This window comes from Streptomyces sp. AA1529 (assembly GCF_000280905.1).
Classification (GTDB): Bacteria; Actinomycetota; Actinomycetes; order Streptomycetales; family Streptomycetaceae; genus Streptomyces.
The window spans coordinates 34,080-57,109 of sequence record NZ_ALAP01000101.1; the positions used below are offsets into that span (position 1 = coordinate 34,080).

General features: G+C 71.6%; 19 protein-coding genes. 12 read left to right on the forward strand and 7 right to left on the reverse strand.

Features of this window, described 5'->3' with window-relative positions; all coding sequences use genetic code 11:
• Positions 1-37: 37 nt before the first annotated feature.
• Positions 38-457: a Fur family transcriptional regulator gene (locus tag A949_RS0129825; protein WP_078534806.1), complete on the reverse strand. Its 420-nt coding sequence runs from the start codon at positions 455-457 to the stop codon at positions 38-40.
• Positions 458-645: 188 nt separating this feature from the next.
• Between A949_RS0129825 and katG the strand changes: the two genes are divergently transcribed.
• On the forward strand, positions 646-2,859 hold the full coding sequence (gene katG, locus A949_RS0129830; RefSeq protein WP_019359727.1) for a catalase/peroxidase HPI: 2,214 nt from the start codon (positions 646-648) through the stop codon (positions 2,857-2,859).
• A gap of 110 nt (positions 2,860-2,969) precedes the next feature.
• On the opposite strand, the gene A949_RS0129835 is transcribed toward katG, so the two are convergent.
• A complete protein-coding gene (locus A949_RS0129835; protein ID WP_019359728.1) occupies positions 2,970-3,905 on the reverse strand; it encodes a LysR family transcriptional regulator in 936 nt (311 codons plus the stop codon).
• A 134-nt stretch (positions 3,906-4,039) separates the two neighbouring features.
• Here A949_RS0129835 and A949_RS0129840 point away from each other — a divergent pair, with 134 nt between their 5' ends.
• The 5 genes from A949_RS0129840 (at position 4,040) to A949_RS0129860 (ending at position 11,436) form a co-directional block, all read left to right on the forward strand.
• Complete coding sequence (locus A949_RS0129840) at positions 4,040-5,350, forward strand: aspartate aminotransferase family protein (protein WP_019359729.1); 1,311 nt, start codon at positions 4,040-4,042, stop codon at positions 5,348-5,350.
• Positions 5,351-5,691: 341 nt separating this feature from the next.
• Positions 5,692-7,737 (forward strand): NADH:flavin oxidoreductase, encoded by a 2,046-nt coding sequence (locus A949_RS0129845; protein WP_019359730.1) that lies wholly within the window; start codon positions 5,692-5,694, stop codon positions 7,735-7,737.
• A 106-nt stretch (positions 7,738-7,843) separates the two neighbouring features.
• Entirely contained in the window at positions 7,844-9,112 is a 1,269-nt protein-coding gene (locus A949_RS0129850) for an aromatic ring-hydroxylating oxygenase subunit alpha (protein ID WP_019359731.1), read from the forward strand.
• Positions 9,109-10,320, forward strand: a complete 1,212-nt coding sequence (locus A949_RS0129855; RefSeq protein ID WP_019359732.1) for a hybrid-cluster NAD(P)-dependent oxidoreductase — start codon at positions 9,109-9,111, stop codon at positions 10,318-10,320. Before A949_RS0129850 ends, A949_RS0129855 begins: the two co-directional genes overlap by 4 nt.
• 201 nt (positions 10,321-10,521) lie before the next feature.
• Positions 10,522-11,436 (forward strand): LysR family transcriptional regulator, encoded by a 915-nt coding sequence (locus tag A949_RS0129860; protein ID WP_026005166.1) that lies wholly within the window; start codon positions 10,522-10,524, stop codon positions 11,434-11,436.
• Between the two features lie 26 nt (positions 11,437-11,462).
• Here A949_RS0129860 and A949_RS0129865 read toward each other — a convergent pair whose 3' ends face one another.
• The 3 genes from A949_RS0129865 to A949_RS0129875 form a co-directional block, all read right to left on the reverse strand.
• The gene (locus tag A949_RS0129865) at positions 11,463-12,032 is read right to left on the reverse strand and encodes a hypothetical protein (RefSeq protein ID WP_019359734.1); all 570 of its coding nucleotides are present in this window, start codon (positions 12,030-12,032) and stop codon (positions 11,463-11,465) included.
• 240 nt (positions 12,033-12,272) lie between these two features.
• Complete coding sequence (locus tag A949_RS0129870) at positions 12,273-12,695, reverse strand: TraR/DksA C4-type zinc finger protein (protein WP_019359735.1); 423 nt, start codon at positions 12,693-12,695, stop codon at positions 12,273-12,275.
• A 241-nt stretch (positions 12,696-12,936) separates the two neighbouring features.
• A complete protein-coding gene (locus tag A949_RS0129875; protein ID WP_019359736.1) occupies positions 12,937-14,088 on the reverse strand; it encodes a S1 family peptidase in 1,152 nt (383 codons plus the stop codon).
• Positions 14,089-14,622: 534 nt separating this feature from the next.
• Here A949_RS0129875 and ctaD point away from each other — a divergent pair.
• From ctaD to A949_RS35075, 3 genes are all read left to right on the forward strand, one after another.
• Positions 14,623-16,359: an aa3-type cytochrome oxidase subunit I gene (gene ctaD, locus A949_RS0129880; protein ID WP_019359737.1), complete on the forward strand. Its 1,737-nt coding sequence runs from the start codon at positions 14,623-14,625 to the stop codon at positions 16,357-16,359.
• Positions 16,360-16,367: 8 nt separating this feature from the next.
• Positions 16,368-16,715 carry a hypothetical protein gene (locus A949_RS0129885; RefSeq protein WP_019359738.1) on the forward strand — a complete coding sequence of 116 codons (348 nt, stop codon included), beginning with the start codon at positions 16,368-16,370 and terminating at the stop codon, positions 16,713-16,715.
• A gap of 87 nt (positions 16,716-16,802) precedes the next feature.
• On the forward strand, positions 16,803-17,753 hold the full coding sequence (locus A949_RS35075; RefSeq protein WP_019359739.1) for a DUF389 domain-containing protein: 951 nt from the start codon (positions 16,803-16,805) through the stop codon (positions 17,751-17,753).
• A gap of 123 nt (positions 17,754-17,876) precedes the next feature.
• Here A949_RS35075 and A949_RS0129895 read toward each other — a convergent pair whose 3' ends face one another.
• Complete coding sequence (locus tag A949_RS0129895) at positions 17,877-18,701, reverse strand: SAM-dependent methyltransferase (RefSeq protein WP_019359740.1); 825 nt, start codon at positions 18,699-18,701, stop codon at positions 17,877-17,879.
• Positions 18,702-19,049: 348 nt separating this feature from the next.
• On the opposite strand from A949_RS0129895, the gene A949_RS35080 reads away from it, so the two are divergent.
• The gene (locus A949_RS35080) at positions 19,050-19,664 is read left to right on the forward strand and encodes a hypothetical protein (protein WP_019359741.1); all 615 of its coding nucleotides are present in this window, start codon (positions 19,050-19,052) and stop codon (positions 19,662-19,664) included.
• A gap of 185 nt (positions 19,665-19,849) precedes the next feature.
• Entirely contained in the window at positions 19,850-20,434 is a 585-nt protein-coding gene (locus A949_RS0129905; protein ID WP_019359742.1) for a TerD family protein, read from the forward strand.
• A 306-nt stretch (positions 20,435-20,740) separates the two neighbouring features.
• Here the strand turns inward: A949_RS0129905 and A949_RS0129910 are convergent, their stop codons facing one another.
• Entirely contained in the window at positions 20,741-21,418 is a 678-nt protein-coding gene (locus tag A949_RS0129910) for a GntR family transcriptional regulator (protein WP_019359743.1), read from the reverse strand.
• A gap of 144 nt (positions 21,419-21,562) precedes the next feature.
• Here A949_RS0129910 and A949_RS0129915 point away from each other — a divergent pair, with 144 nt between their 5' ends.
• Positions 21,563-22,993, forward strand: coding sequence for a malonyl-CoA decarboxylase domain-containing protein (locus tag A949_RS0129915; protein ID WP_019359744.1), 1,431 nt, complete (start codon positions 21,563-21,565; stop codon positions 22,991-22,993).
• Positions 22,994-23,030: the final 37 nt, after the last annotated feature.

Sequence of the window (23,030 nt, forward strand, 5' to 3'; positions counted from 1 at the left end):
TGCGGCGCCGGCCGGCCGTGCTCGGCTCGGCGCCGGTTCAGGCCCGGGCGGCGCAGTCGGGGCACCGGCCCCGGTAGGTCAACTCGGCGCCGGAGACGGTGAAGCCGAACCGCTCGGAGGCCGGCAGGTCGGCCAGCGGGTCGCCATCGGGGTGGACGTCCCGGATGGTGCCGCAGTCGGAGCACACCAGATGGTGGTGTGACCGGTGCGCGTTGGGGTCGTAGCGCTTGGCGCGGCCGTCGGTGGCCACCTCGCGGACCTCGCCGAGCAGCACCAGCTCGCCCAGGGCGTTGTAGACGGTCGCGCGGGAGATCTCCGGCAGCCTGGCGGCCGCCCGTGCCAGTACCTCGTCCGCGGTGAGGTGGACGTGCTCGCCGTCGAGTACCTCGGCGACAACCCGGCGCTGGGCGGTCATCCGCCAGCCGCGTCGGCGAAGCCGTTCCAGCAGGTCACTCATGCCACCAGCCCATTCGTCCCCCGACAGTCCACCGCCGGAGGGAATCCCGCAGTGGTTGTCGTATTGACTTGGAATTCGTCCATCGTAGGATCGGCTCCAGCGACAGCCAAGGGGCAGGACACAGCAGGAAAAGACCGTCGTCGTCGGGCAGTTCCTGGGCCGTGGTCCGCCGAATCCGGAGGGATCCCATGTCTGAGAATCATGAGGCGATCGTCGTGGACGCGAAGGCGGAGGGCGAGGGCTGCCCGGTCGCGCGCGCCCCTCACCCGACACAGGGCGGCGGGAACCGCCAGTGGTGGCCCGACCGGCTGAATCTGAAGATCCTCGCCAAGAACCCCGCCGTGGCCGACCCGCTGGGCGACGGGTTCGACTACGCGGAGGCCTTCGCCGGCCTCGACCTCCCGGCCGTCAAGCAGGACATCGCCGAGGTGCTGACCACCTCGCAGGACTGGTGGCCGGCCGACTTCGGCCACTACGGCCCCTTCATCATCAGGATGGCCTGGCACAGCGCGGGCACCTACCGGATCAGCGACGGGCGCGGCGGCGCCGGGGCGGGCCAGCAGCGGTTCGCCCCCCTCAACAGCTGGCCGGACAACGCGAACCTGGACAAGGCCCGCCGGCTGCTGTGGCCGGTCAAGAAGAAGTACGGCAGCGCGCTCTCCTGGGCCGACCTGCTGATCCTGGCCGGAAACGTCGCGCTGGAGTCCATGGGGGCCAGGACCTTCGGATTCGCCGGCGGCCGCGAGGACGTCTGGGAGCCCGAGGAGGACGTGTACTGGGGCCCGGAGAGGACCTGGCTGGGCGACGAGCGCTACACGGGCGACCGGGAGCTGGAGAACCCGCTCGGCGCAGTGCAGATGGGCCTCATCTACGTCAACCCGGAGGGCCCCAACGGCAATCCGGACCCGGTCGCCGCGGCCCGGGACATCCGGGAGACGTTCCGCCGGATGGCGATGAACGACGAGGAGACCGTCGCCCTGATCGCCGGCGGCCACACCTTCGGCAAGACCCACGGCGCGGGCCCGGCCGACCATGTCGGCGCCGACCCCGAGGCCGCCTCGCTGGAGGAGCAGGGCCTGGGCTGGCGCAACTCCTACGGCACCGGCAAGGGCGCGGACGCCATCACCTCCGGGCTGGAGGTCACCTGGACCGCCACGCCCACCCGGTGGAGCAACGCCTTCTTCGACAACCTCTTCGGCTACGAGTGGGAGCTGACCGAGAGCCCGGCCGGTGCCCAGCAGTGGCGGCCCAAGGACGGAGCCGGCGCCGGAACCGTCCCGCACGCCCACGACGCGTCGAAGAAGATCGCCCCGTCGATGCTCACCACGGACCTCGCGCTGCGCTTCGACCCCGTCTACGAGCAGATCTCCCGCCGCTTCCACGGCAACCCCGAGGAGTTCGCCGACGCCTTCGCGCGTGCCTGGTACAAGCTCACCCACCGCGACATGGGACCCAAGTCGCTGTATCTGGGCCCCGAGGTCCCCGAGGAGACCCTGCTGTGGCAGGACCCGCTGCCCGAGGCCGGGGCAGACGCCCTCGGAGCCGAGGACATCGCGGACCTCAAGGCCCGGCTGCTCGACTCGGGGCTGACCGTGGCGCAACTGGTCACCACCGCATGGGCGTCGGCCTCGACCTTCCGCGGCAGCGACAAGCGCGGCGGCGCCAACGGTGCCCGCATCCGCCTGGAGCCGCAGCGCGGCTGGGAGGTCAACAACCCCGACGAGCTGGCCGCGGTGCTGAGCACCCTGGAGTCCGTCCAGCGGGAGTTCAACTCCGGCGGCAGGCAGGTCTCGCTGGCCGACCTGATCGTCCTCGGCGGCTGCGCGGCGGTCGAGCTGGCCGCCCGGGACGCCGGATACGTGGTCGAGGTGCCGTTCGCGCCGGGCCGGGTCGACGCGACCGAGGAGCACACCGACGCGGAGTCCTTCGCCGCCCTGGAGCCCACGGCCGACGGGTTCCGCAACCACCAGGGCAAGGGCAACCGGCTGCCGGCCGAGTACCTGCTGCTGGACCGGGCCAACCTGCTCACCCTCAGCGCCCCCGAGATGACGGTCCTCGTCGGCGGTCTGCGCGCCCTGGGCGTCAGCTCCGGCTCCGTGAAGCCCGGCGTGCTCACCGACACCCCCGGCAAGCTGACCAACGACTTCTTCGTCAACCTGCTCGACCTCGGCACGACGTGGCGGGCCACCTCCGAGGACCAGAGCACCTTCGAGGGCCGGGACGCGGCCACGGGCGAGGTCCGGTGGACCGGCACCCGCGCCGACCTGGTCTTCGGCTCCAACTCGGAGCTGCGCGCGCTGGCCGAGGTCTACGCGAGCGACGACGCGGGGGAGAAGTTCGTGCTCGACTTCGTCGCCGCCTGGGACAAGGTGATGAACCTGGACCGGTTCGACCTGCGCTGAGCACGGCAGGCCGGCGCGCCCGACACGGGCGCCCGGCAGCAGGGCCCGGGCCGGCCTCGCCGGTCCGGGCCCGTTCCGGTCCTCCCCGGCGGGGCCGGGGTGCAGTGCGGTCAGTCCCCGCCGTCGCCGGGAGCCCCCTCGCCGTGCCCGGCCGCCCAGTGCCCGGCCACCGAGCGGAGCCGCGCGGCCGCGGCCGCGACGAGGCCCCCGCGGCGGGGATGCAGCCGTGCGTGCAGCACGATGCGCCTCCTGACCGCCGGGGTCAGCGGTACGGCCACCAGCGTGCCGGGCGGATCGGGCACCGCCAGCCGGGGCAGGACGGTGATGCCGATGCCGGCCCGCACCAGGCTGAGCGCGGCGTGGTGGTTGTCGAGCCGGGCGACGTAGCGCGGCGCGAACCCGGCCGCGGTGCAGGCGCCCAGGATGATCTGCCCGGTCGGGCTGTCGTAGATGTCGTGGTCGATCCACGGCTCGGTGCGCAGCTCGCCCAGCGCGAGGGAGTGTGCGCCCGCCAGCGGATGCGCGGCCGGAAGGACCGCGAGCAGCTCCTCGGTGAGCAGCTCGTGGCGCCGGTACCCCTCCAGCCGGATCTCGGCTCCGTCGACGGGTTCGGTCCGGATGTCGAGGTCCGGCCGGCGGCGGCCGCGTCCGTCCACGGGCTCGTTCAGACTGACCTCCGTGGTGATGTTCGGCCGCAGCTCCCGGACCGCGCGCACCACCTCGGGGATCAGTTCTTCCGCAGCCGAGGCGAAGCAGGCCAGCGCCAGGTGCTCGCCCTGGCCCGCGCGCAGGTCCGCGACGGTGCGCTCCAGCCGGGCGAAGTCCGCGAGTATGCTCTGCGCCTGCTCCGCCAGGTGGAGTGCGGCGTCGGTGGGGACGATCCCCCGGCCCTCCTTCTCGAACAGCACCAGCCCGGTCTCCCTGGCGAGGGCGGCGAGGTGCTGGCTGATCGTCGCCGGCGAGTAGTTGAGGTTCCGGGCTGCGGCGTTGACCGATCCGGCCGCGAGCACGGCGTGCAGGATCTCCAGGCGGCGGGCGCTGAGCATGGACTCATCATAAGTCGCTGCCGAATGGTCCCTCGGTTTTGTTTGCTTGTTATGGGCGATGTCCGGAGGCGATGGTGGTGTGTGTCGGAAACCGGCGCCTCCTCCGCGAGGCGCCCGTCGGTGAGGAAGTGCATATGGACACCCCCTTCTGGGCAGATGCCGATCGCCTGCTGATCCGCTACGGCGCGCCCTTCAGCCCACGCGTCGTCGAGCGCGCCGCCGGAGCCTACGTCTACGACGACGAGGGCAACGCGATACTGGACTTCACCTCCGGCCAGATGAGCTCCGTACTCGGCCACTCACACCCCGACATCGTCTCGGCGGTCTCGAAGGGGATCGGGACGCTGGACCACCTCTTCAGCGGCATGCTCAGCCGTCCCGTCCTCGACCTGGCCGCGGCGCTCGCCGAGACCCTGCCGCCCGAGCTGGGCAAGATGCTGCTGCTGAGCACCGGAGCCGAGTCGAACGAGGCGGCGATCAAGCTCGCCAAGCTCTACACCGGCCGGTACGAGATCGTCTCCTTCGACCGCTCCTGGCACGGCATGTCCCACGGCGCCGCGTCGGCGACCTACTCTGCCGGGCGGCGCGGCTACGGGCCCCCGGCCCCCGGCAACTTCTCCCTGCCGACGCCGAACGCCTACCGGTCCCCGTTCCGCACCCCGGACGGTTCCTACGACTGGGAGGCGGAGCTGGAGTACGGCTTCGCCCTGGTCGACCAGCAGTCCTCCGGGAGCCTCGCCGCGTGTCTGGTGGAACCGGTGCTCTCCTCGGGCGGCATCATCGAGCTGCCGCCCGGCTACCTCGCCCGCCTCAAGGAGCTGTGCGAGGAGCGCGGGATGCTGCTCATCCTCGACGAGGCCCAGACCGGGCTCGGCCGCACCGGGACGATGTACGCCTTCGAGCGCGACGGCGTCGTCCCGGACCTGCTGACCCTCTCCAAGACCCTGGGCTCCGGCCTGCCGGTGGCCGCTGTGCTCACCGGCGAGCACATCGAGCGGGTGTGCCACGAGCGGGGCTTCCTCTTCTTCACGACGCACGTCTCCGACCCGCTCGCGGCGACCGTGGGGGCCACGGTGCTCTCGGTGATCCGGCGCGACGGACTGGCCGACCGGGCGGCCACGCTCGGCCGGCAGCTCACCGCGCGGCTGGAGGACCTCCACGACCGCTATGAAATCGTCGGCGACGTCCGCGGCCGCGGCCTGCTCCAGGGCCTGGAACTGGTCACCGACAGGCAGCGCAGGACCCCCGCCGACAAGGCCGGGCAGGCGGTCACCCAGGAGTGCCTGGACCGCGGACTGCACCTCAACATCGTCCAGCTCCCCGGCATGGGCGGCGTCTTCCGCATCGCGCCGCCGCTGACGGTGACGGAGGACGAACTCCACGCCGGAGTCGACATCCTCGCCGCCGCGATCGAGAAGGTCGCCCCCGGGCGGGCGGGCGCCTGACCGATGGGCCCGCACCCGGCTCCGCCGCCACCGCGCAGCCCCACGGCGGCAGGGGCCGGTGCGGCCCCCTAGCAGGTCCGGTGTGTTCCGGGAAGGGACACCGCACCTGTCGATCATGCAGGCGCTTTGCACGGTTTCCTGTGACTCCGCTTGATTGTCCGCCACGAGTGCCGCCCCCACGCTGGGGGTGTACCGCTCAGGGCGCACACGGCTGCGGCACGCTGCGTCCGGTCCGGCACTCCGTTCCCGCACGCCCGCACGCCGAGGGGACGGAACGCCGCGACCACGCGGACATCCTGGCGACATCCCCCGGGCCGCCCGACGGGTTCACAAGGAGTGTCATGCGAACGCGAGTCACCGACCCCCTGCTCCAACCCTTCACTCTCAAGAACATCACGCTGCGCAACAGAGTGGTCAGCACCTCGCACGAGCCGGCGTTCGGCGAGAACGGCCTGCCCGGGGACCGCTACCGGATGTACCACGTGGAAAAGGCCCGGGGCGGGGCCGGGTTGACGATGATCGGTGGCTCGGCGGTCGTGTCACCCGACAGCCCGCCGTCGTTCGGCAACCTGCTGCTCTACCGCGACGAGATCGTGCCCTGCTTCCGCAGGCTGGCCGACGAGGTGCACGAAGCGGGGGCCGCGGTCATGTGCCAGATCACCCATCTGGGACGGCGCACCAGCAACTACGCGGGCGACTGGCTGCCCGTGCTGTCCGCCTCGCCGGTACGGGAACCCGCCCACCGCGCCTTCCCCAAGGAGGCCGAGCCGTGGGACCTGGACCGCGTCGTGCAGGACTACGCGGACGCCGCCGCCCGCTGCCGGGCCGGCGGCCTCGACGGCATAGAGATCCAGCACTACGGCCACCTCCTGGACAGCTTCCTCTCCCCGGCCACCAACCACCGCGACGACCGGTTCGGCGGAACGCTCGCGCACCGCACGGCCTTTCCGCGCCGGGTGATCCGCGCGATCCGGTCCGCGGTCGGTCCCGAGTTCGTCGTGGGCATCCGCATGTCGCTGGACGAGGACCGGCCGGACGGACTCGGCTTCGACGAGGCGCTGAGCGCCCTCCGCGACTACCTCGCGGACGGCGTCGACTTCGTCAGCACCATCCGGGGCTCGATCGAGAGCGACGCCTCGCTCTCGCGGGTCATCCCCTCGATGGGGACGCCCTCCGCGCCGTTCCTCGACTTCACCGCCGAGGTCAAACGCAGCCTGGACATCCCGGTGATGCACGCCGGACGGATCGCCGACGTGGCCACCGCGCGGCACGCCGTGCGGGAGGAACAGCTGGACCTGGTCGGCATGACCCGGGCCCAGATAGCCGACCCCCACCTGGTCGCCAAGGTGGCCGAAGGGCGCGAGGACCGGGTCCGGCCGTGTGTGGGAGCGAGCTACTGCCTGGATGCGATCTACGACTCCGGGGACACCAAGTGCCTGCACAACCCCGCCACCGGCCGGGAACTGCGGCTGCCGCACACCGTCCCGGCGGCGGCCGCGCGGCGGAAAGCGGTGGTCGTCGGCGGCGGCCCCGCCGGGCTGGAGGCGGCCCGGGTGCTGGGCGAACGCGGCCACGAGGTCGTCCTGTTCGAGGCGGCGGACCAGCCCGGCGGCCAGGTCCGCCTCGCCGCCGCGAACCCCCGCAGGCGGGACCTGCTCGGCATCGTGGACTGGCGCGTCGCCGAGTGCGGTGTGCTCGGCGTCGAACTGCGGTTCGGCGTGCTGGCCGAGGCGGCGGACGTACTGGCCGAAGAGCCCGACCTCGTCCTGATCGCCACCGGCGGCACACCCGACGCCTCCTTCCTCGCCGGCGGCGCCGAACTGGTGTCCGACACCTGGGACGTGCTCAGCGGCGCCCTGCGCCCCCGCGGCCGGGTGCTGGTCTACGACGACAACGGCGCCTACCCGGCGCTGGACGCGGTGGAAGTGCTGGCGCGCCAGGACGTCCCCGTCGAGTACGTGACCCCCGAGCGGATGCCCGCTCCCGACGTCGGCAGCATGAACGCGCCCCCCTACCTGCGGGTCTTCGCCGAACACGAGGTACGCACCACACTGGCGCACCGGCTCACCTCCGTGCACCGTACCGGGGACGGCCGGCTCGCCGCGGCGCTGCGCAGCGAGTACGCGGCGACGGAGGCCGAACGGACCGTCGAGCACGTCGTGGTGGAGCACGGCACGCTGCCCAACGCCGACCTCCACCACGAGTTGCTCCCCGGCTCACGCAACCTCGGCCGGCTGGACCACCGTGCGCTGCTGGCCGGCGAGCCGCAGCCGGCCGACGCCAACCCCGCGGGCCGCTACCAGCTCTTCCGCATCGGTGACGCCGTCACCAGCCGCAACATCCACTCCGCGGTCCTGGACGGCCTGCGCCTCTGCCTGCCGATGTGATCCGGCGCCGCTGCTTCCGCCGCCGACACCGGGCCGCAGGCCCCACCGGTGCGGCGCCGCCGATCGTGCGCCGGAGCCCGCCTCGGCGCGCGCCGAAGGGAGAAACGTGACCTCACTGGAAAGCACCCCCGCCACGCGAACCGACCGGATCCACGACGCGGTGGCACGACGGGTTCCCGGGCGCAGCCTGGAGGGCCCGTTCTACACCGACCGGGAGTTCTTCGACCTCGACATCGCCGCCGTCTTCGCCCGCCAGTGGATCTGTGTGGCCGTCGACGCCGAGCTGCCCGAGCCGGGAGACCGCACCTCGGTCGAGATCGGGCCGTACTCGGTGCTGCTCGTCCGCGACGACGAGGAGGAACTGCGCGCCTTCCACAACGTGTGCCGGCACCGGGGCGCCCGCCTCGTCGAGGGAGGGAACGACTCGGCCGGGAACCTGGTCTGCGGATACCACAAGTGGACCTACGGTCTGGACGGCAGACTGCTGCACGCACCCTCCCAGCCCGCCGGCTTCGACCGCGACTGCTTCGGCCTCGCCCCCGTGCACCTGCGCAGCGTCGGGGGGCTCGTCTTCGTCTGCCTCGCCGAACAGCCCCCGGCCGACTTCGACGAGGTCGCCTCGCGCATCGAGCCCTACCTCCTTCCCCACGACCTGCGCCGGGCCAAGGTGGCGGCCCGCACCGAACTCGTGGAGGAGGGCAACTGGAAGCTCGTGATGGAGAACAACCGCGAGTGCTACCACTGCGACGAGCACCCCGAACTGCTGCGCACCTTCTTCCCCACCTACGGCTACTCCGAGGCGGACCTTCCCCCGCGGCTGCGCCCGGCGCACGAACGGTACCTGCGGGCCGACGCGGAACTGCGTGCCACCTACGAGCAACTGGGCCTGCCGTACGCGCTCATCGAGGAGCTGGACGGCCGCGGCACCGGCTTCCGCATCCAGCGGGACGCGCTCGACCTCGCCGGTGAGTCCTTCACCCCCGACGGCACGGCCGCCTGCCGACGGCTCCTGGGCGACCTGCCCACCGCCCGCCTCGGGCATCTCGCCCTGCACCTGCAGCCCAACTCGTGGTTCCACGTGCTCGCCGACCACGCCATCGCCTTCAGCGTGCTGCCGCTCGCCGCGGACCGGACGCTGCTGCGCACCACCTGGCTGGTCCATCCGGAAGCCCAGGAGGGAGTCGACTACGACCTCGACACCCTCCAGCGGGTCTGGCGCGCGACGAACGAGCAGGACGCGCGGCTGGTCGCGCTGGCCCAGCGCGGGGTCTCCGACCCCGTGTACCGGCCGGGCCCCTACGCCCCGACGGAATACCAGGTCGAGGCGTTCTGCAGTTGGTACACCGCCCGTCTGCGCGAGGAGCTGAACCGATGAACGATGTGCTCACCGATCCCGGCCGGGAAGCGCTGCGGCAGCCGGCGGCCCTCCGCCCGGCGGACGTCGCGACGGAGGGTCCGGCGGATCACGTGCTGGTCTGCAAACAGGTCCACGACGTCAACCACGACACCAAGACCTTCGCGTTCGAACCGGCCGGTCCCGGGGTCTTCCGGCACGACCCGGGCCAGTACCTCGCCTTCACCTTCGAGGTCGACGGCAGGGAGTTCTCCCGCTGCTACACGCTCTCCTCGCCGCCCACGCGTCCGCACCTGGCCGCGATCACCGTCAAGCGCGTGCCCGGCGGCCGGGTGTCGAACTGGCTGCACGACGTCCTCGCCCCCGGGGCCGTCGTCCGCGCCAGGGGACCGATGGGCCGGTTCTCCACGGCCCGGCATCCGGCGTCCGCCTACCTGTTCCTGTCCGGGGGCAGCGGAGTGACGCCGCTGATGTCGATGACCAGGACCCTGTACGATCTCGCCTCCCCGGCGGACGTGGCGTTCGTGCACAGCGCACGCACCCCCGCCGACATCCCCTTCCGGCAGGAACTCGCGCTGATGGCGGCCACCGCGCCCGGCATCCGGGTCGCCCACGTCTGCGAGGACGACGGGAGGACCGAGCGGTGGCACGGCCACCGGGGACGCCTCTCCCTCGGGATGCTCCGGGAGATCGTCCCCGATCTCCTGGAACGCGAAGTGTTCTGCTGCGGACCGGCGGGCTACATGCGGGCCGTGCGCCGGACACTCCAGGCGGCGGGCCATCCGGAGGCCCGCTACCACGAGGAGAGCTTCGAGGCGCCCGCACCCGGACCCGCGCCCGCACCCGCGTCAGGACCCGCACCCGCGTCAGCGCCGATGCCCGCGCCCGCACCCGGGCATGCGCTCGCCTCGGCCCTCGCGTCCGGCCCCGACCCGGTCCGCTCCGCGGAGGACTCCGGGTCCGCGCCGCGGTTCACCGTGGAACTGTCCCGCAGCGGAGCGACCATCGAGTGCGACGCCGGGACCCCGGTTCTGGAGGCCGCGGCCCGCGCCGGGATCACCCTTCCCTCGTCGTGCGGCGAGGGCCTGTGCGGCACCTGCGTGACGACACTCCACCGGGGGTCGGTCACCATGCGGCACCAAGGCGGCCTCCGGCCGCGGGACAGCGCGCAGAACAAGATCCTCCTGTGCTGTGCGACACCGTTGGAGGACCTGGTCATCGACGCCTGACGGCCGGCTGGTACCCGGCCCCGGACGGACGGCCGCGCGGGAACGGGCCGGGAATCGAGGGAGCGCGTTGAGCAGCACCGGAAGCCGGCCCGTGTCCGGACCGGCGGTGACGCCCGCGCACCGCGGAGGCCGCCGCGGGCTGTGCGGGTACGCGGGCCCGTGGCGGACGCGGTCCGGCACCGGCCCGTGCGCACTGATCGCATGATCGACCACCGGCTCCGGATCCTGCAGATGGTCGCCGGGCACGGGACGGTGACCGCCGCGGCCCAGGCGCTGCACTACACGCCCTCCGCCGTCTCCTACCAACTGCGGCAACTCGCCGCCGAGGTCGGGACGGAGCTGGTGGTGCATCAGGGGCGGGGCATCCGGCTCACCAACGCGGCCCACGTCCTGCTGCGGCACGCGGAGCGCCTGCAGGAGCAGTGGGAGCTGGCCCGCGCCGAGCTGGCCTCCCTCGGCACCGAGCCCGCGGGCCGGGTCACGCTGTGCGGCTTCTCCACCGCGGCCAGCCGGCTGCTGCCGCCCGCCGCCGCGCGGCTGCGCGACAGCTATCCGCATCTGACGGTGCGTTTCGTCGAAGCCGAACCCGCCCGGTGCTTCGACCTGCTGCTCTCGGAAGAGGCCGACCTGGCCCTGCTGGTCGTCACCTCGGACTCCCCGGCGCTGACGGACGAGCGGTTCGACCAGCAGCCGCTGCTGGACGACCCGCTGGACCTGATCGTCCCCCAGGGGCATGAGCTGACGAGGCGGGAACGGGTCACGCTCGCCGACGCGGCCGGGGAGCCGTGGATCCTGGGCAACCCCGGTACCAGCTACCACCAGTTGGTACTGGCCGCCTGCATGAGTGCCGGATTCACCCCGCAGATCGCCCACCATGCCGACGAGTGGGGGACCGGCACCGCACTGGTCGCCCACGGCTTCGGCGTCATCCTCGTCCCGCGCCTCGCGCAGCTGGGCGAGGAGGCGCTGGTCGCGCGCCTCCCGCTGCACGGTGAGCCGGCGCCGGCCCGCCGCATCATGGCCGTCACCCGGCTGGGCGCCCGGGAGATCCCCGTTCTCACCCACGCCGTCGAGACCATCACCGCGACCGCCGCCCGGTTGCTGCCGGCGAGGTGATGCGGTGGCCCCGCCCCGCGGCTCCGCTACGAGGAGTAGACCTCGGTCATACTGGTGATGCGGTCCGCGGAGTCGATTTTCACATCGTAGAAGTTCAGCCCCCAGCAGTCGCTGGTGTCCGCCTTGCGCTGACCGCCGTCGAATTGCTTTCCGTCAGGGTCGGCACAGGTTTTGACATGTGCGATACCGCCGTCCCGCGCGGTGAGTTTCTTCTGCTTGGATTCCTTCTTGCTGATCACCGTGATCCGTATGTCTCCGGACGCCGGGCGGTAATTCTCGAACTCCCCGACCGGATGGTAGGAAGCTCCTTCCTGGGAACCGGCCCGGCATTCCGCCTTTGCTTCCTTGGCGACCACGGTGTTCATGGCGCCCTCCACGTGGTGGACCCAGATGACCTTGTGTCCCGGTGCCGGGGCGGGGCAGGAGTCTCCCTTTCCGTCCTTCCTGTCCTTCCCGTCCTCCGCGGCCGCTCCGGGGCTCGCCGAGGACGGTTTGCCGCCGTCTGCCGAGGTGTCCGCCGCGGGGTCGCAGGCGGTCAACGGGATCAGCGCCGCGACGAGTGCGGCTGTGGCGGGTATGGCACGAACAGAGCGCATGTACTTCCCCGTGACTGTGAGCGCGGACGGCAGGGAAACCTGTCGAACCGGGCGATCGTTCGATGTGTGACTGCGAGTCAGCCAATCGGATCATAGAGATGAGTGCACCCTGAAACTCTTCTGTTCACCGTGCGGGCGGACACTGTTTCCGACCTGTGACCATGCGCTGCTGTGGAATGTGCCGGACTCGGACGCTCGGAGATGAGGAGTGCCCGGGGCCTCACCGGGCGCACCGCTGTGTCAGGTGCGTCGTGCGGCCGCGCAGCGCACGCAGGTGGCCGCCGCGGGACGTGCCGACAAGCGCTCCTCGGGGATCGGCTCCCCGCACTCCGTGCAGCGTCCGTACCCGCCCCGCTCCAGGCGCTCCAGCGCCCGGTCCACCTCCACCAGGTGCTCCCGCGCCCGGGCCAGCAGCGCGGCGACGTGCGCCCGCTCGAATGCGGTGCTGGATCCCTCGGGGTCGTGCTCGTCGTCGACCGCCACCAGCGCGTTCGCCTCGACGATCTGCTCGAACTCCCGGCTCAGTGCGGCGATCCGCTGCTCGGTGCCGGCGCGCTCCGTCAGGAGCCGCTCCCGCGCCGCGGCCCGGGCCGCCGGGGAGAGTGCCGGATCGTGCGGTGAATCAGCCACGAAAGGGACAACGACGGCACCGTGGTCCGGCATTCCCCGGAGCCGTGTGCCCACTCCGACGGCCGCGAGCGCGGTCGTCCCGATCCTGGCTCGCCCGGCTGCGCTACGCCGGCGCCGGCAGTGTTCCGGCGCCGGGGGCGGAGGGGCAGCCCCGGGAGGGGCACCCCCCGTGGGTGCCCCTCCCGGGATGTCCGACGGACGCCGCGCGAGGCCGCGCCACGGTGTGCCGTGGCGGTCCCGCGCGCCGCCCCTCGGGCTGCCGGCCGCCGGAAGGTCAGGCGGTGCGCAGCGTCAGACCGTAGTGGTTGAGGATCTCGTTGATGGGCTGGTACCAGGTCTCACCGCCACCGGAGCAGTCGCCCCAGCCGCCGGAGGTGACGCCCTGTGCCTGGTCACCGCTGATGAAGGAGCCGCCCGAGTCACCGCCCTCGGCGCACACGCTGGTCTTCGTCATCTGGTGGACGGCGCCCTGGCTGTAGTTGACCGTCTCGTTCTTGGCGAGCACGGTGCCGCAGTGCCAGTGCGAGGTCGACCCCGAGCGGCAGATGGAGGCCCCGACCGGTGCCTCGGCGGAACCGCGCACGAGCCGGTCCGAGACCGTGCCCCAGCCCAGGACGACCGGCTCCGTCCACCACCCGCTGCCGACGTTGACCCAGGCGTAGTCGTTGCCGGGGAACGAGGAGCCCTGGAAGTTGCCGATGTAGGAGCCGTCCCAGCCGTTGACCGCCTGGCCGGCGCCGCCGCAGTGGCCTGCGGTGACGAAGCCGCCCTGGACCGAGAAGCCGATGGAGCAGCGGACGTTGCCGGTGTAGTAGGGGTCTCCGCCGACCGTGCCGGCGGACAGGGTCGACGGAGTGTGGTCCGTCGTGCGCACCGTCACCGGTCCCGCTTTGCGGGCCCGGGCCAGAAACGCCTTGACATCGTTGTCAGTCTGCTGGGAGGTGAGGACCTCGACCACGACGCGGTTGGTCTTCCAGTCGACCCGCCAACTGCTCACGCCGCCGGGCGCGTCGAGGGCGTCGATACGCTTCTTCGCGGCGTCGAGCTGGGCCGCGGTGCGGTCCACCAGGTCCACGGTCGCGCCGGCGCCCCGCACGGCCGCTGCCTTCTCGCGGTCGGCGACCGCCACGGTCAGTTTTCCGGTCTTCGGGGAGAACCAGGAGCCCGCGTAGGCGCTCCCGGCCGCTCGCCGGGCCTGCTTCTCGGTGGTCCGCGCCTGCTTCTCCGCGGCCAGCCGCTTCTCGGCCTGCTGTTCGCTGAGGCCGAAGTCCCGCTGCATGGCGTTCAGCACGCCGTCCGACGCGGGGGTCTTGTCGGTCTGCGGTTGCGCGTCCGCTGCCGTCGCCGGGAGCAGACCCGCGGCCACGAGGGCTCCGCCGGCCAGCAGCGCGGACAGGAGGGCGCGCGGGGTTCTGGTGCGTCTCATGGGTCGGCCTTTCGTTGTTCCAGCATGTCGTGGGGGTGGAACAGCAAAGCCTGGGAACGATCCCGGGAGATGCCGCTGCGCAGATTAGCGAGGGATCACGGACAGGTCCATGCCAATGTCGCGTCGGTTTTCCGCCATCGACCGGACCGAGGGTGCATCAGCTCTCGGACGTGCCCCTGTGTATCCCGCCTTCCCGCCCGCAGTCCCGGAAGGCGGCATGCCGCGACGTGCGGCGGCCACCAGCTCTCCGGCTGCCCGGGCCGGCCGATCACGGGAGGGGCGGGGTGCGGCTTTGGTCCGTCCTCGCGTCGGCGCGTCCGTGAACTCCGCGCGCATGTCGGGTTCTTGTGTGCGCAGGCACCGTGCAGCCGGAAGTCGTCAGGAGCGTCGAACCGTTGCTCGGGCGGAAGTGCGCACGCGGGGGCGGCAAGACACGCGGGGGAGAGGGCCGGAGACTCCGGTCCGGTCACTTAGGGTGTGCTATCGCATGCATTGAGTCACGAGTGGATCGATATTCACCCGCCAGGAGCAGACATGTCCACCTCGCTGGTTTCGCGGCCGTCCGGTTCGCGCCCGTCCGGTCAGCGGCGTCCTGGCCATACCGTGGTGCGGTGGCTGACGACAACCGATCACAAGACGATCGGCAGCCTCTACCTCACCACATCGTTCCTCTTCTTCCTGATCGCCGGTGTGATGGCGCTCGTCATGCGCGCGGAGCTGGCGCGTCCCGGCCTGCAGATCATCTCGCAGGAACAGTACAACCAGGCCTTCACCATGCACGGCGCGATCATGCTGATCGTCTTCGCGACGCCCCTGTTCACCGGGTTCGCGAACTGGATCATGCCCTTGCAGATCGGGGCGCCAGACGTGGCCTTCCCCCGGCTGAACGCCTTCTCCTACTGGGTGTACCTCTTCGGCTCGCTCATCGTGCTCGGCTCGCTGCTCACTCCGCAGGGCGCCCCTGACTTCGGCTGGACCGCCTACTCCCCGCTCTCCGACGGGGTGCACACACCGGCTGTCGGCGCGGACATGTGGATCATGGGGCTCGCGTTCTCGGGCTTCGGCACCATCCTGGGGTCGGTCAACTTCCTCGCCACCATCATCTGCATGCGCGCCCCCGGGATGACCATGTTCCGGATGCCCATCTTCACCTGGAACGTGCTGCTGACCGCCGTGCTGGTGCTGATGGCCTTCCCGATCCTGACCGCGGCGCTGTTCGCACTGGAGGCCGACCGCAAGTTCGGGGCACACGTCTTCGACGCGGCGAACGGCGGTGCGCTGCTGTGGCAGCACCTGTTCTGGTTCTGGGGGCACCCGGAGGTCTACATCATCGCGCTGCCGTTCTTCGGCATCGTCTCGGACATCTTTCCGGTGTTCGCGCGCAAGCCGGTCTTCGGCTACGTCGGACTCGTCGGCGCCACCATCACCATCACCGGGTTGTCCATGACGGTATGGGCACACCACATGTTCGTGACCGGCGGCGTGCTACTGCCGTTCTTCTCCTTCATGTCCTTCCTGATCGCCGTACCCACCGGGGTGAAGTTCTTCAACTGGATCGGCACCATGTGGAAGGGCTCGCTCTCCTTCGAGACCCCGATGCTGTGGTCGGTCGGCTTCCTGGTCACCTTCCTCTTCGGCGGCCTGACCGGCGTGCTGCTGGCCTCACCGCCCATGGACTTCCACGTCTCCGACTCGTACTTCGTCGTGGCCCACTTCCACTACACCGTCTTCGGAACCGTCGTCTTCGCGATGTTCGCCGGGTTCTACTTCTGGTGGCCCAAGTGGACCGGCAGGATGCTCGACGAACGCCTCGGGAAGATCCACTTCTGGACCCTGTTCGTGGGCTTCCACGCCACCTTCCTGGTCCAGCACTGGATCGGTGCCGAGGGCATGCCCCGCCGCTACGCTGACTACCTCGCGGCCGACGGGTTCACCGCGCTGAACACGTTCTCGACCATCGGGTCCTTCCTCCTCGGCTCCTCGATGCTCCCGTTCCTCTACAACGTGTGGAAGACCGCCAGGACGGCCGAGCACGTCCACGAGGACGACCCCTGGGGATTCGGCCGCTCTCTCGAATGGGCCACCTCCTGCCCTCCGCCCCGGCACAATTTCGTCACCCTGCCCAAGATCCGGTCCGAGTCGCCGGCCTTCGACTTCCACCATCCGAGCATCTCGGCACTCGACGACAGCGAGAACATCGACCGGCCCCAGGCGACCGGCTCCGGGCCGGCCCGGCACGCCCGGGGGCAGCTGCCCGACGCCGAGGGCTGAGACAGGCCATGGGCACCGGGAAATCCCCCGAAGGAGAGATCGGCGAGGGTGTCCGGCGGATCGAGGGCTATCTGCTGTGGCAGCGGCACCTGAGCGACGCCAGGGCGCGCGCCGAACACACCGTCGCCCCGCTGGACTGGCTCACCGGGGCGGAACGCGAGGACGTGGTCCGACGCGTCGCCGATGCCCTCGCTGACACCTCCCGTACCGCCCTGCGGGAGACCGCGCAGCGTGCCGTCTCCCTGCGCCGCGAGTACGAGGACCGGTACGCCCTGCTGAAACGGAGAGTCGTGGGCTGGGCGTTCTGCGGCCTCGCGGTGGTCGGCTTCGTCGAGGGCCTGCTGCTGATGAGATGACGCGCGGTCCCGGCGGCGCCCGCCACCGCGGCGACTCACCCCTTCCTCGTCGGCCGAATCCCCATGACCCGCCGGGATGCTGAACACATGATGCGCATCAGAGTGCTGTGCGAGTCCCAGGACAGCGAAGCCGTGGTCGACCTCCTCGGCGCGGAACCGGGCGTCGCGCACCTCACCGTCGCCGGAGGCGTCGGCAAGCAGCCCACCGGAGACCTGATCGAGGCGGCCATCGCCCGCGAGGTCGTGGAACGGGTGCTGCACCGTCTGACCGAGCACGGCGTGCACCGCCGGGGCGAGATCACGCTCGAGCAGATCGACACGATGGTCTCCGAGACCGCCGAGGCCGCCGAACAGGCCGTCCCCGGGGCGGGGGCCGAGGCCGTCATCTGGGACGAGCTCATCGACACCACGGGCGAGGAGAGCCAGCTCAACCCCGTCTTCCTCGCCTTCCTGACGATCGCCTGCCTGCTGGCCACCGTCGGGGTGCTCACCGACTCGGCCATCACCATCGTGGGCGCCATGGTGGTGAGCCCGGACTTCGGCCCGCTGGCCGCGCTCGCGGTCGCCCTCGCGGTGCGGCGGCGCGGCCTGGCGGCCCGGGCAGCGCTCGCGCTCGGAGTGGGATTCCCGCTGGCGATGCTGGTCACCGCCGCGTTCGCGTGGCTGGGCCGGCTCGCGGGGCTGTTCGGGCCTGCCGACCTGACCGGTCTGCACGAGGTGTCGTTCATCTACCAGGTGGGCCCGTACTCCGTCGTCGTCGCGCTGCTCGCCGGCGTCGCCGGGATGCTGGCGCTCACTTCGGCGAAGCCGGGCGCGCTGGTGGGCGTGTTCATCTCGGTCACCACCGTGCCCGCCGCCGGATTCGCCGTCCTCGCCGCCGTCACCGAGGACTGGCGGCGCTGCGGTGGGTCGCTGCTGCAACTCCTCGTCAACCTCGTGGGAGTGGCCGTCGCCGGAGGGCTCACCCTGCTCGTCCGCCGCGGACGGGTGCCCGGTCCCGGCCGGACGCCGCGGCAGCACCGCCCCTTCCGGCGGTGACCGCGCAGTCCTCCGCCGGGCCGGGCCGGACGGGATCGGTGGTGGCGGGGCCGAGCGGCGCGTCCGCGCCCGGTGTCTGACGGAGCGCGTCCGCGCCCGGTGTCTGACGGAGCGCGTCCGCGCTCAGCGTTTCACCGCCACTCCCGCCCATACCCCGGCCTCGGCTGCGGAGATGGTGCCGGGGAGCTGGCGTATCGGCCCCAGGTCGAGGTCCGTCCGCCATTCGCAGGTGGGAGTGATGCCCGGATCCAGCAGGTCCAGGCCGTCGAAGAAGAGCGCGGTCTCCTCGCGGGTCCGGAACTGGGTGGGGGTGACCGCCTTGCGGTAGTGCTCGGCCAGCGCGGCCATCCGGCCGTCGTCCATGTCGAGCGCCGCGTGCGAGAGCACCAGCGCACTGCCCGGCGCCAGCGCTGCGAGCAGCCGGCGCATGAGTCCGTACGGATCGTCCTCGTCCGGGATGAAGTGCAGCAGTGCCACCACCGACAGGGCGATCGGGGCATCGAAGTCCAGGGTCTGGTGCGCACGTTCCAGGATCCGCTCCGGTTCGCGGATGTCCGCCTCGATGTAGTCCGTCTTCCCCTCCGGCGTGCTGCTCATCAGCGCACGGGCATGCGCGAGGACGATCGGATCGTTGTCCGAGTAGACAACCCGTGCCTCGGGGGTGATCGCCTGGGTCACCTGATGCAGATTGGGTTCGGTCGGAATGCCGGTTCCGATGTCCAGGAACTGGCGGATGCCCAGGTCCTGCGCGACGCACCGGGCCGCCCGGTGCATGAACTCCCGGTTCTGCCGGGCGGCGACCATCGCGTGCGGATTCGCGGACAGCGCGGGCACCGCGGCTTCGCGGTCCACGGCGTAGTGCGTCTTCCCGCCGAGGAAGTAGTCGTACAGGCGGGCGGTGTGGGGTTTCGTCCCCGGTTGCGGAACCTGGTGACCTGCCTCGTCCATCGTGTCCTCCTCATCTGCGGCAGCAATGATCACCATCATCGGCCAGTTCGGTCCGCTCCGTGCAGCTTCTGCGCGGATTCGTGCGGCCACGGCGCACAACGGCGCATCCGGCAGAGCCTCATACCGACGCGCACCGCACCTGCCGGGAGCCCGACGAGCGGGACCGCGCCGCACCGTGCCCGTGCGCCCCGGTGTCTCCCGTCCGGGGCGCACCACCGCGTCCGATGGACACCGAAAGCGCGGGTGTACAGCCCCCCGTCACCTGCGGGGATGAGGATGTCGCCCCGAACGAGGGAACCCGTGGGTCCAATCCGCCCCCGCCCGGGCGCCGGACGTCAGGATGCGGCCATGTCGTCCTCACGTCTTCGCTCTCTCGCCCGCCGGGCGCTGCCGCTCGTCCTGATCGCCCAGGCCGCTCTCGGGGCGGCGGCCGCGACCCCGGCCGCCGCGTGCCCCGGGAGCACTTGCGGCGGCTCCGTCGTCGTGGCTCCGCTCTCCCAGGAGCCGCCCGACCCGGGCCCGTGCACCAGCCCGGAGAAGGTCGTGTGCATGATCCGGGCCGAGACTCCGGAGGAGCGTGCCGAGTCCCGCGAGGTCCGGATGCGCTACCACGCGCTGCTGGGCGAGATGGAGCGCAGGGAGTGCGCGATGCGCGCCCGGGGCCGCTCGGAGGAGGAGATCGCCCGGGAGCTGGTGCGGATGCGCAACGAGGCCAAGGAGATCACCCGCGCCGGGATGTCGGCGGAGGAGGTCAGGCGGCTGGAGGAGCGCAACCAGGAGAAGTACGGCAACCCGCTGGGCCCCACGGCTGACCAGCTGCACGCCAAGTACGGCTCCTGGCGGGCGGTCAGCGACGCCGCGACCCGCTCCAGTCGTGCCGTGGACGGCGAACTGGGGCTGGAGTACCGGCCCTGCCCCTGCGGTACGGAGTCGTCGTCGCGCACGGCGGCCCTCCTCGGCTGACACCGTGCCGGCCGGCGGGGGCGCATCGGGTCTCGTCGGTCCGGTCGGTCTTCCTGCGGGGCCGGAACCTTCGCGCGCGGCCGGCAGTTCTACAGTGCTGTAGACGCCGGTTGTCAAGACCACCGGCCGAGAAGCGAGCCGGAGCAGTCGCCCGGGCTCCACCGTCCCAAACTGGAGGCTTACGGATGATCACGCTGACGAAGGAAGACGAGCCGGCCGATCTGGACGGCGTCACGCACCTGTCCATCGGTGCGTCCTGGGACCCCACCGCCGGGAGCAGCGGAGGGGTGCTGGGCAAGATCCGCCGCAAGGCGGGCACCGACCTCGACCTGATCGCGATCGCCATGCAGGGACCGGACCCGGTGCGGATAGCGGGTCTGGACTCCCTCGACCCGTTGGGGAACGGATCGCTGCTGCACACGGGCGACAATCAGACCGGTCATGGGGACGGGGACGACGAGACGGTGACCGTCGAGTTCGAACGGATCCCGTCCAACCTCACCTCGATCGTCTTCGTCGCGGCCGCCTACAAGCGGGGCAGCGCGTTCCAGCGGGCGCGGAACATCAGCTTCAAGGTGTACGACGCGACGGGCGGCAGTTCCCAGCAGGTCGCCGACATCTGGCCGAGCCTGCTCACCGACGACAACGCCTGTGCGGTGGCCAAGGCGATGCGGGTCGGCACCGGCTGGAAGCTCAAGGTGATCAACGAGACCGGGAAGGTCAAGCAGGGCAACGAGCAGTCCCTGATGCGCTTCGCCGTGGACAAGTGAGCGGCGTCCGGCAGCTCCTCCGCCGGGCCGCCGGGCCGGTGCGGTCTTCCGCGCGGTGAGGCGGCTTCCGCCGCACCGCGCGGCTCCGCCGCGGGAGGGCCGAGCGACGGCGGTGCTGCGTGTGCCACGAGGGGCGGCCTTCCGGGGCCGCTCCTCGGACCGTTCGCAACACCCCGGCCCGTCACGGCGCTGACCTGTGCCGCCCGGGGCGTCCGCTCGCGCGGCGCTCGCTCACGGCGGCACATGGACCGGGCCCGTAGTCCGACCGAGCCCGCGGCGCCGTTGGGGCGGGGACCGCGGACGGGCTCAACCGGCCGCGGATGCGGACTGGTTGAGATGCCTCCAGGTCCGTATCAACTGGCTGAACTCCTTGACCTGGACCAGGACGTGGTCCCGCGCGGCGTTCTCGGCGGTCTCCGCGTCGCCGGCCGCGATGGCCGCGGCGATCCGGCTGTGCTCGGTCAGGGAGCGCCGCATGCGGTCGGGCACCCGCAACTGCAGCCGTCGGTAGGGCTGCAGGACTCTTTTGAGCGCGTGTACCTGCTGACGCAGATATTCGTTGCCGCAGGAGTCGTAGACGATGCCGTGGAAGCAGGCGTTGGCGTAGTAGTAGCGGTCGGCGTCGCCGGCCAGCGCGTGGACCTCGCATTCGCGCAGCGCGCGTTCCAACTCGTCCAGCGCCTCCTGTTCGATCCGCCGGGCGGAGAGCCGCGCCGCCATCCCCTCGAGTTCCGCCATGACTTCGAACCGCTCGGCCAGTTCGGAGACGCTCAACTCGGTGACGTACGTGCCCTGTTTGGCGCGGATCTGCACCAGTCCGGACCGCTCCAGTGCCTGGAGGGCTTCCCGGACCGGTGTGCGGGAGCAGCCGAACTCCCGCTCCAGCCGCGCGGGGTCCAGCCGCTCGCCGGGGCGGTAGCGGCCGTCGACGACGGCGTTCTCCAGCGCGTCCCGTACACGCTGGGATTCCGGGACTCGAGCCATGCGCACCTCCGAACGGTCAGGTTATCCCGTCATCCGTGGCGCCCAGGGGGTAGCGCGCCTTACTCATGTGCTTTACGGTGCGGCTGTTATATACATCACGCCCCATGATGCATACACGGGGTCGACGGCACGCGGAGGGCGGGAATGGAACCTCAGGACGGCAGGCTGCTGACCGGGCAGTTCCGCAACTCCGGCAGCCGCCCGGACAGCACCCCGGCGGCCGGTCCAGGTGGCGGTGGCGGAGACCTCCGCCACCGCCACCTGGACCGGCTGTCGGCGGCCTGCGAGGTGCTGATGGGGCACGCGGGCGAAGCCTCGATGCGCACGGTGGCGGCAGCCGCCCTCGCTGCCTACGGCGAACTCGACGACCACGGCAAGCGGGCGTTCTTCACCCGCGTCACCAGCGCCTACGACGCCTCACCCGACCGGATCCGAACCGCCTTCCGCAGATGGGAGGAGGCCCGCAGCCGCGGATCCCGGGGCGCGGAGGAACTGGTCCAGCTCTTCGACGAGGTCGAGCCGCCGCGGCAGTTGCTGCTCCGCCGGATGAACCACGCTCCCGGCGCCACCCTCGCCCTGGTCGGCATGCGTGCGGATCTGCGTCGGCTGATGCGCTCCGACCCGCGGCTGCGGCCCCTCGACCACGACTTCCACCACCTGCTCACCTCCTGGTTCAACCGCGGCTTCCTGCGGATGTCGGAGGTCGGCTGGGAGGCGCCCGACGAACTGCACCAGTACCTGCTGCGCGGCGAGAAGGTGCATCCGATGGCGAGCCGGGCCGAACTCCGGCGCCGCCTGCAGCCCGAGGACCGCCGCGTCTACGCCTTCTTCCACCCGGCCACCGGGGACGTGCCGCTGATCTTCGTGGAGGTCGCCCTCGTCCGGGGGATGCCGGACAGCATCGCGCCCCTGCTGGAGCCCGGACCGGTCCTGGACCCCGCGCAGGCGGACACGGCCGCTCTCTACTCGATCAACAACGCCCTGGACGGCCTGGCCGGAGTCTCCTTCGGCAGCTTCCTCATCAAGCAGGTCATCGAAGACGTGGGGGAGCAGCTGCCGCAGCTGCGGCAGTTCGCCACGCTCTCGCCCGTCCCCGGCTTCCGGCGCTGGCTCACCGAGCGGGCCCGGCGGGAGGACGGACTGCGGACGCTGCTCGAGGAGCTGGAGGCCGCGGAGCGGCAGCGGAATCCCGCTGCCGCGGGGTCCGCACGGACACGTTCCCGGCTGCTCCCGGTGCTGGCCAGGTACATCGCCGTCGAACGGCACGAGGACGGGCGCCCGCTCGACCCGGTCGCCCGGTTCCACCTGGGCAACGGGGCCGCGGCCTGGCAGGCCAACTGGCCGGCGAACGACGCGCCGGAAGCCTGGCGGCAGTCCTTCGGCGCGATGGTCAACTACCGCTACGAGCCGGAGCACGTCGAGCGGCGGCACGAGGAGTTCGTCCGCCACCGCACGGTGGCACTGGGCGGTCCGCTGCGCGCCGCCCTGCCGCACCACGGCCGGCCCCCGGCCGCGGGGACCGGCACGGCGGACGACCGGACCGCGCGGGGCGGGTCCGCTCACCCCCGTGGTTGACGCCCGCATCGGCGGCACCGGCGGCGCAACCGGACGG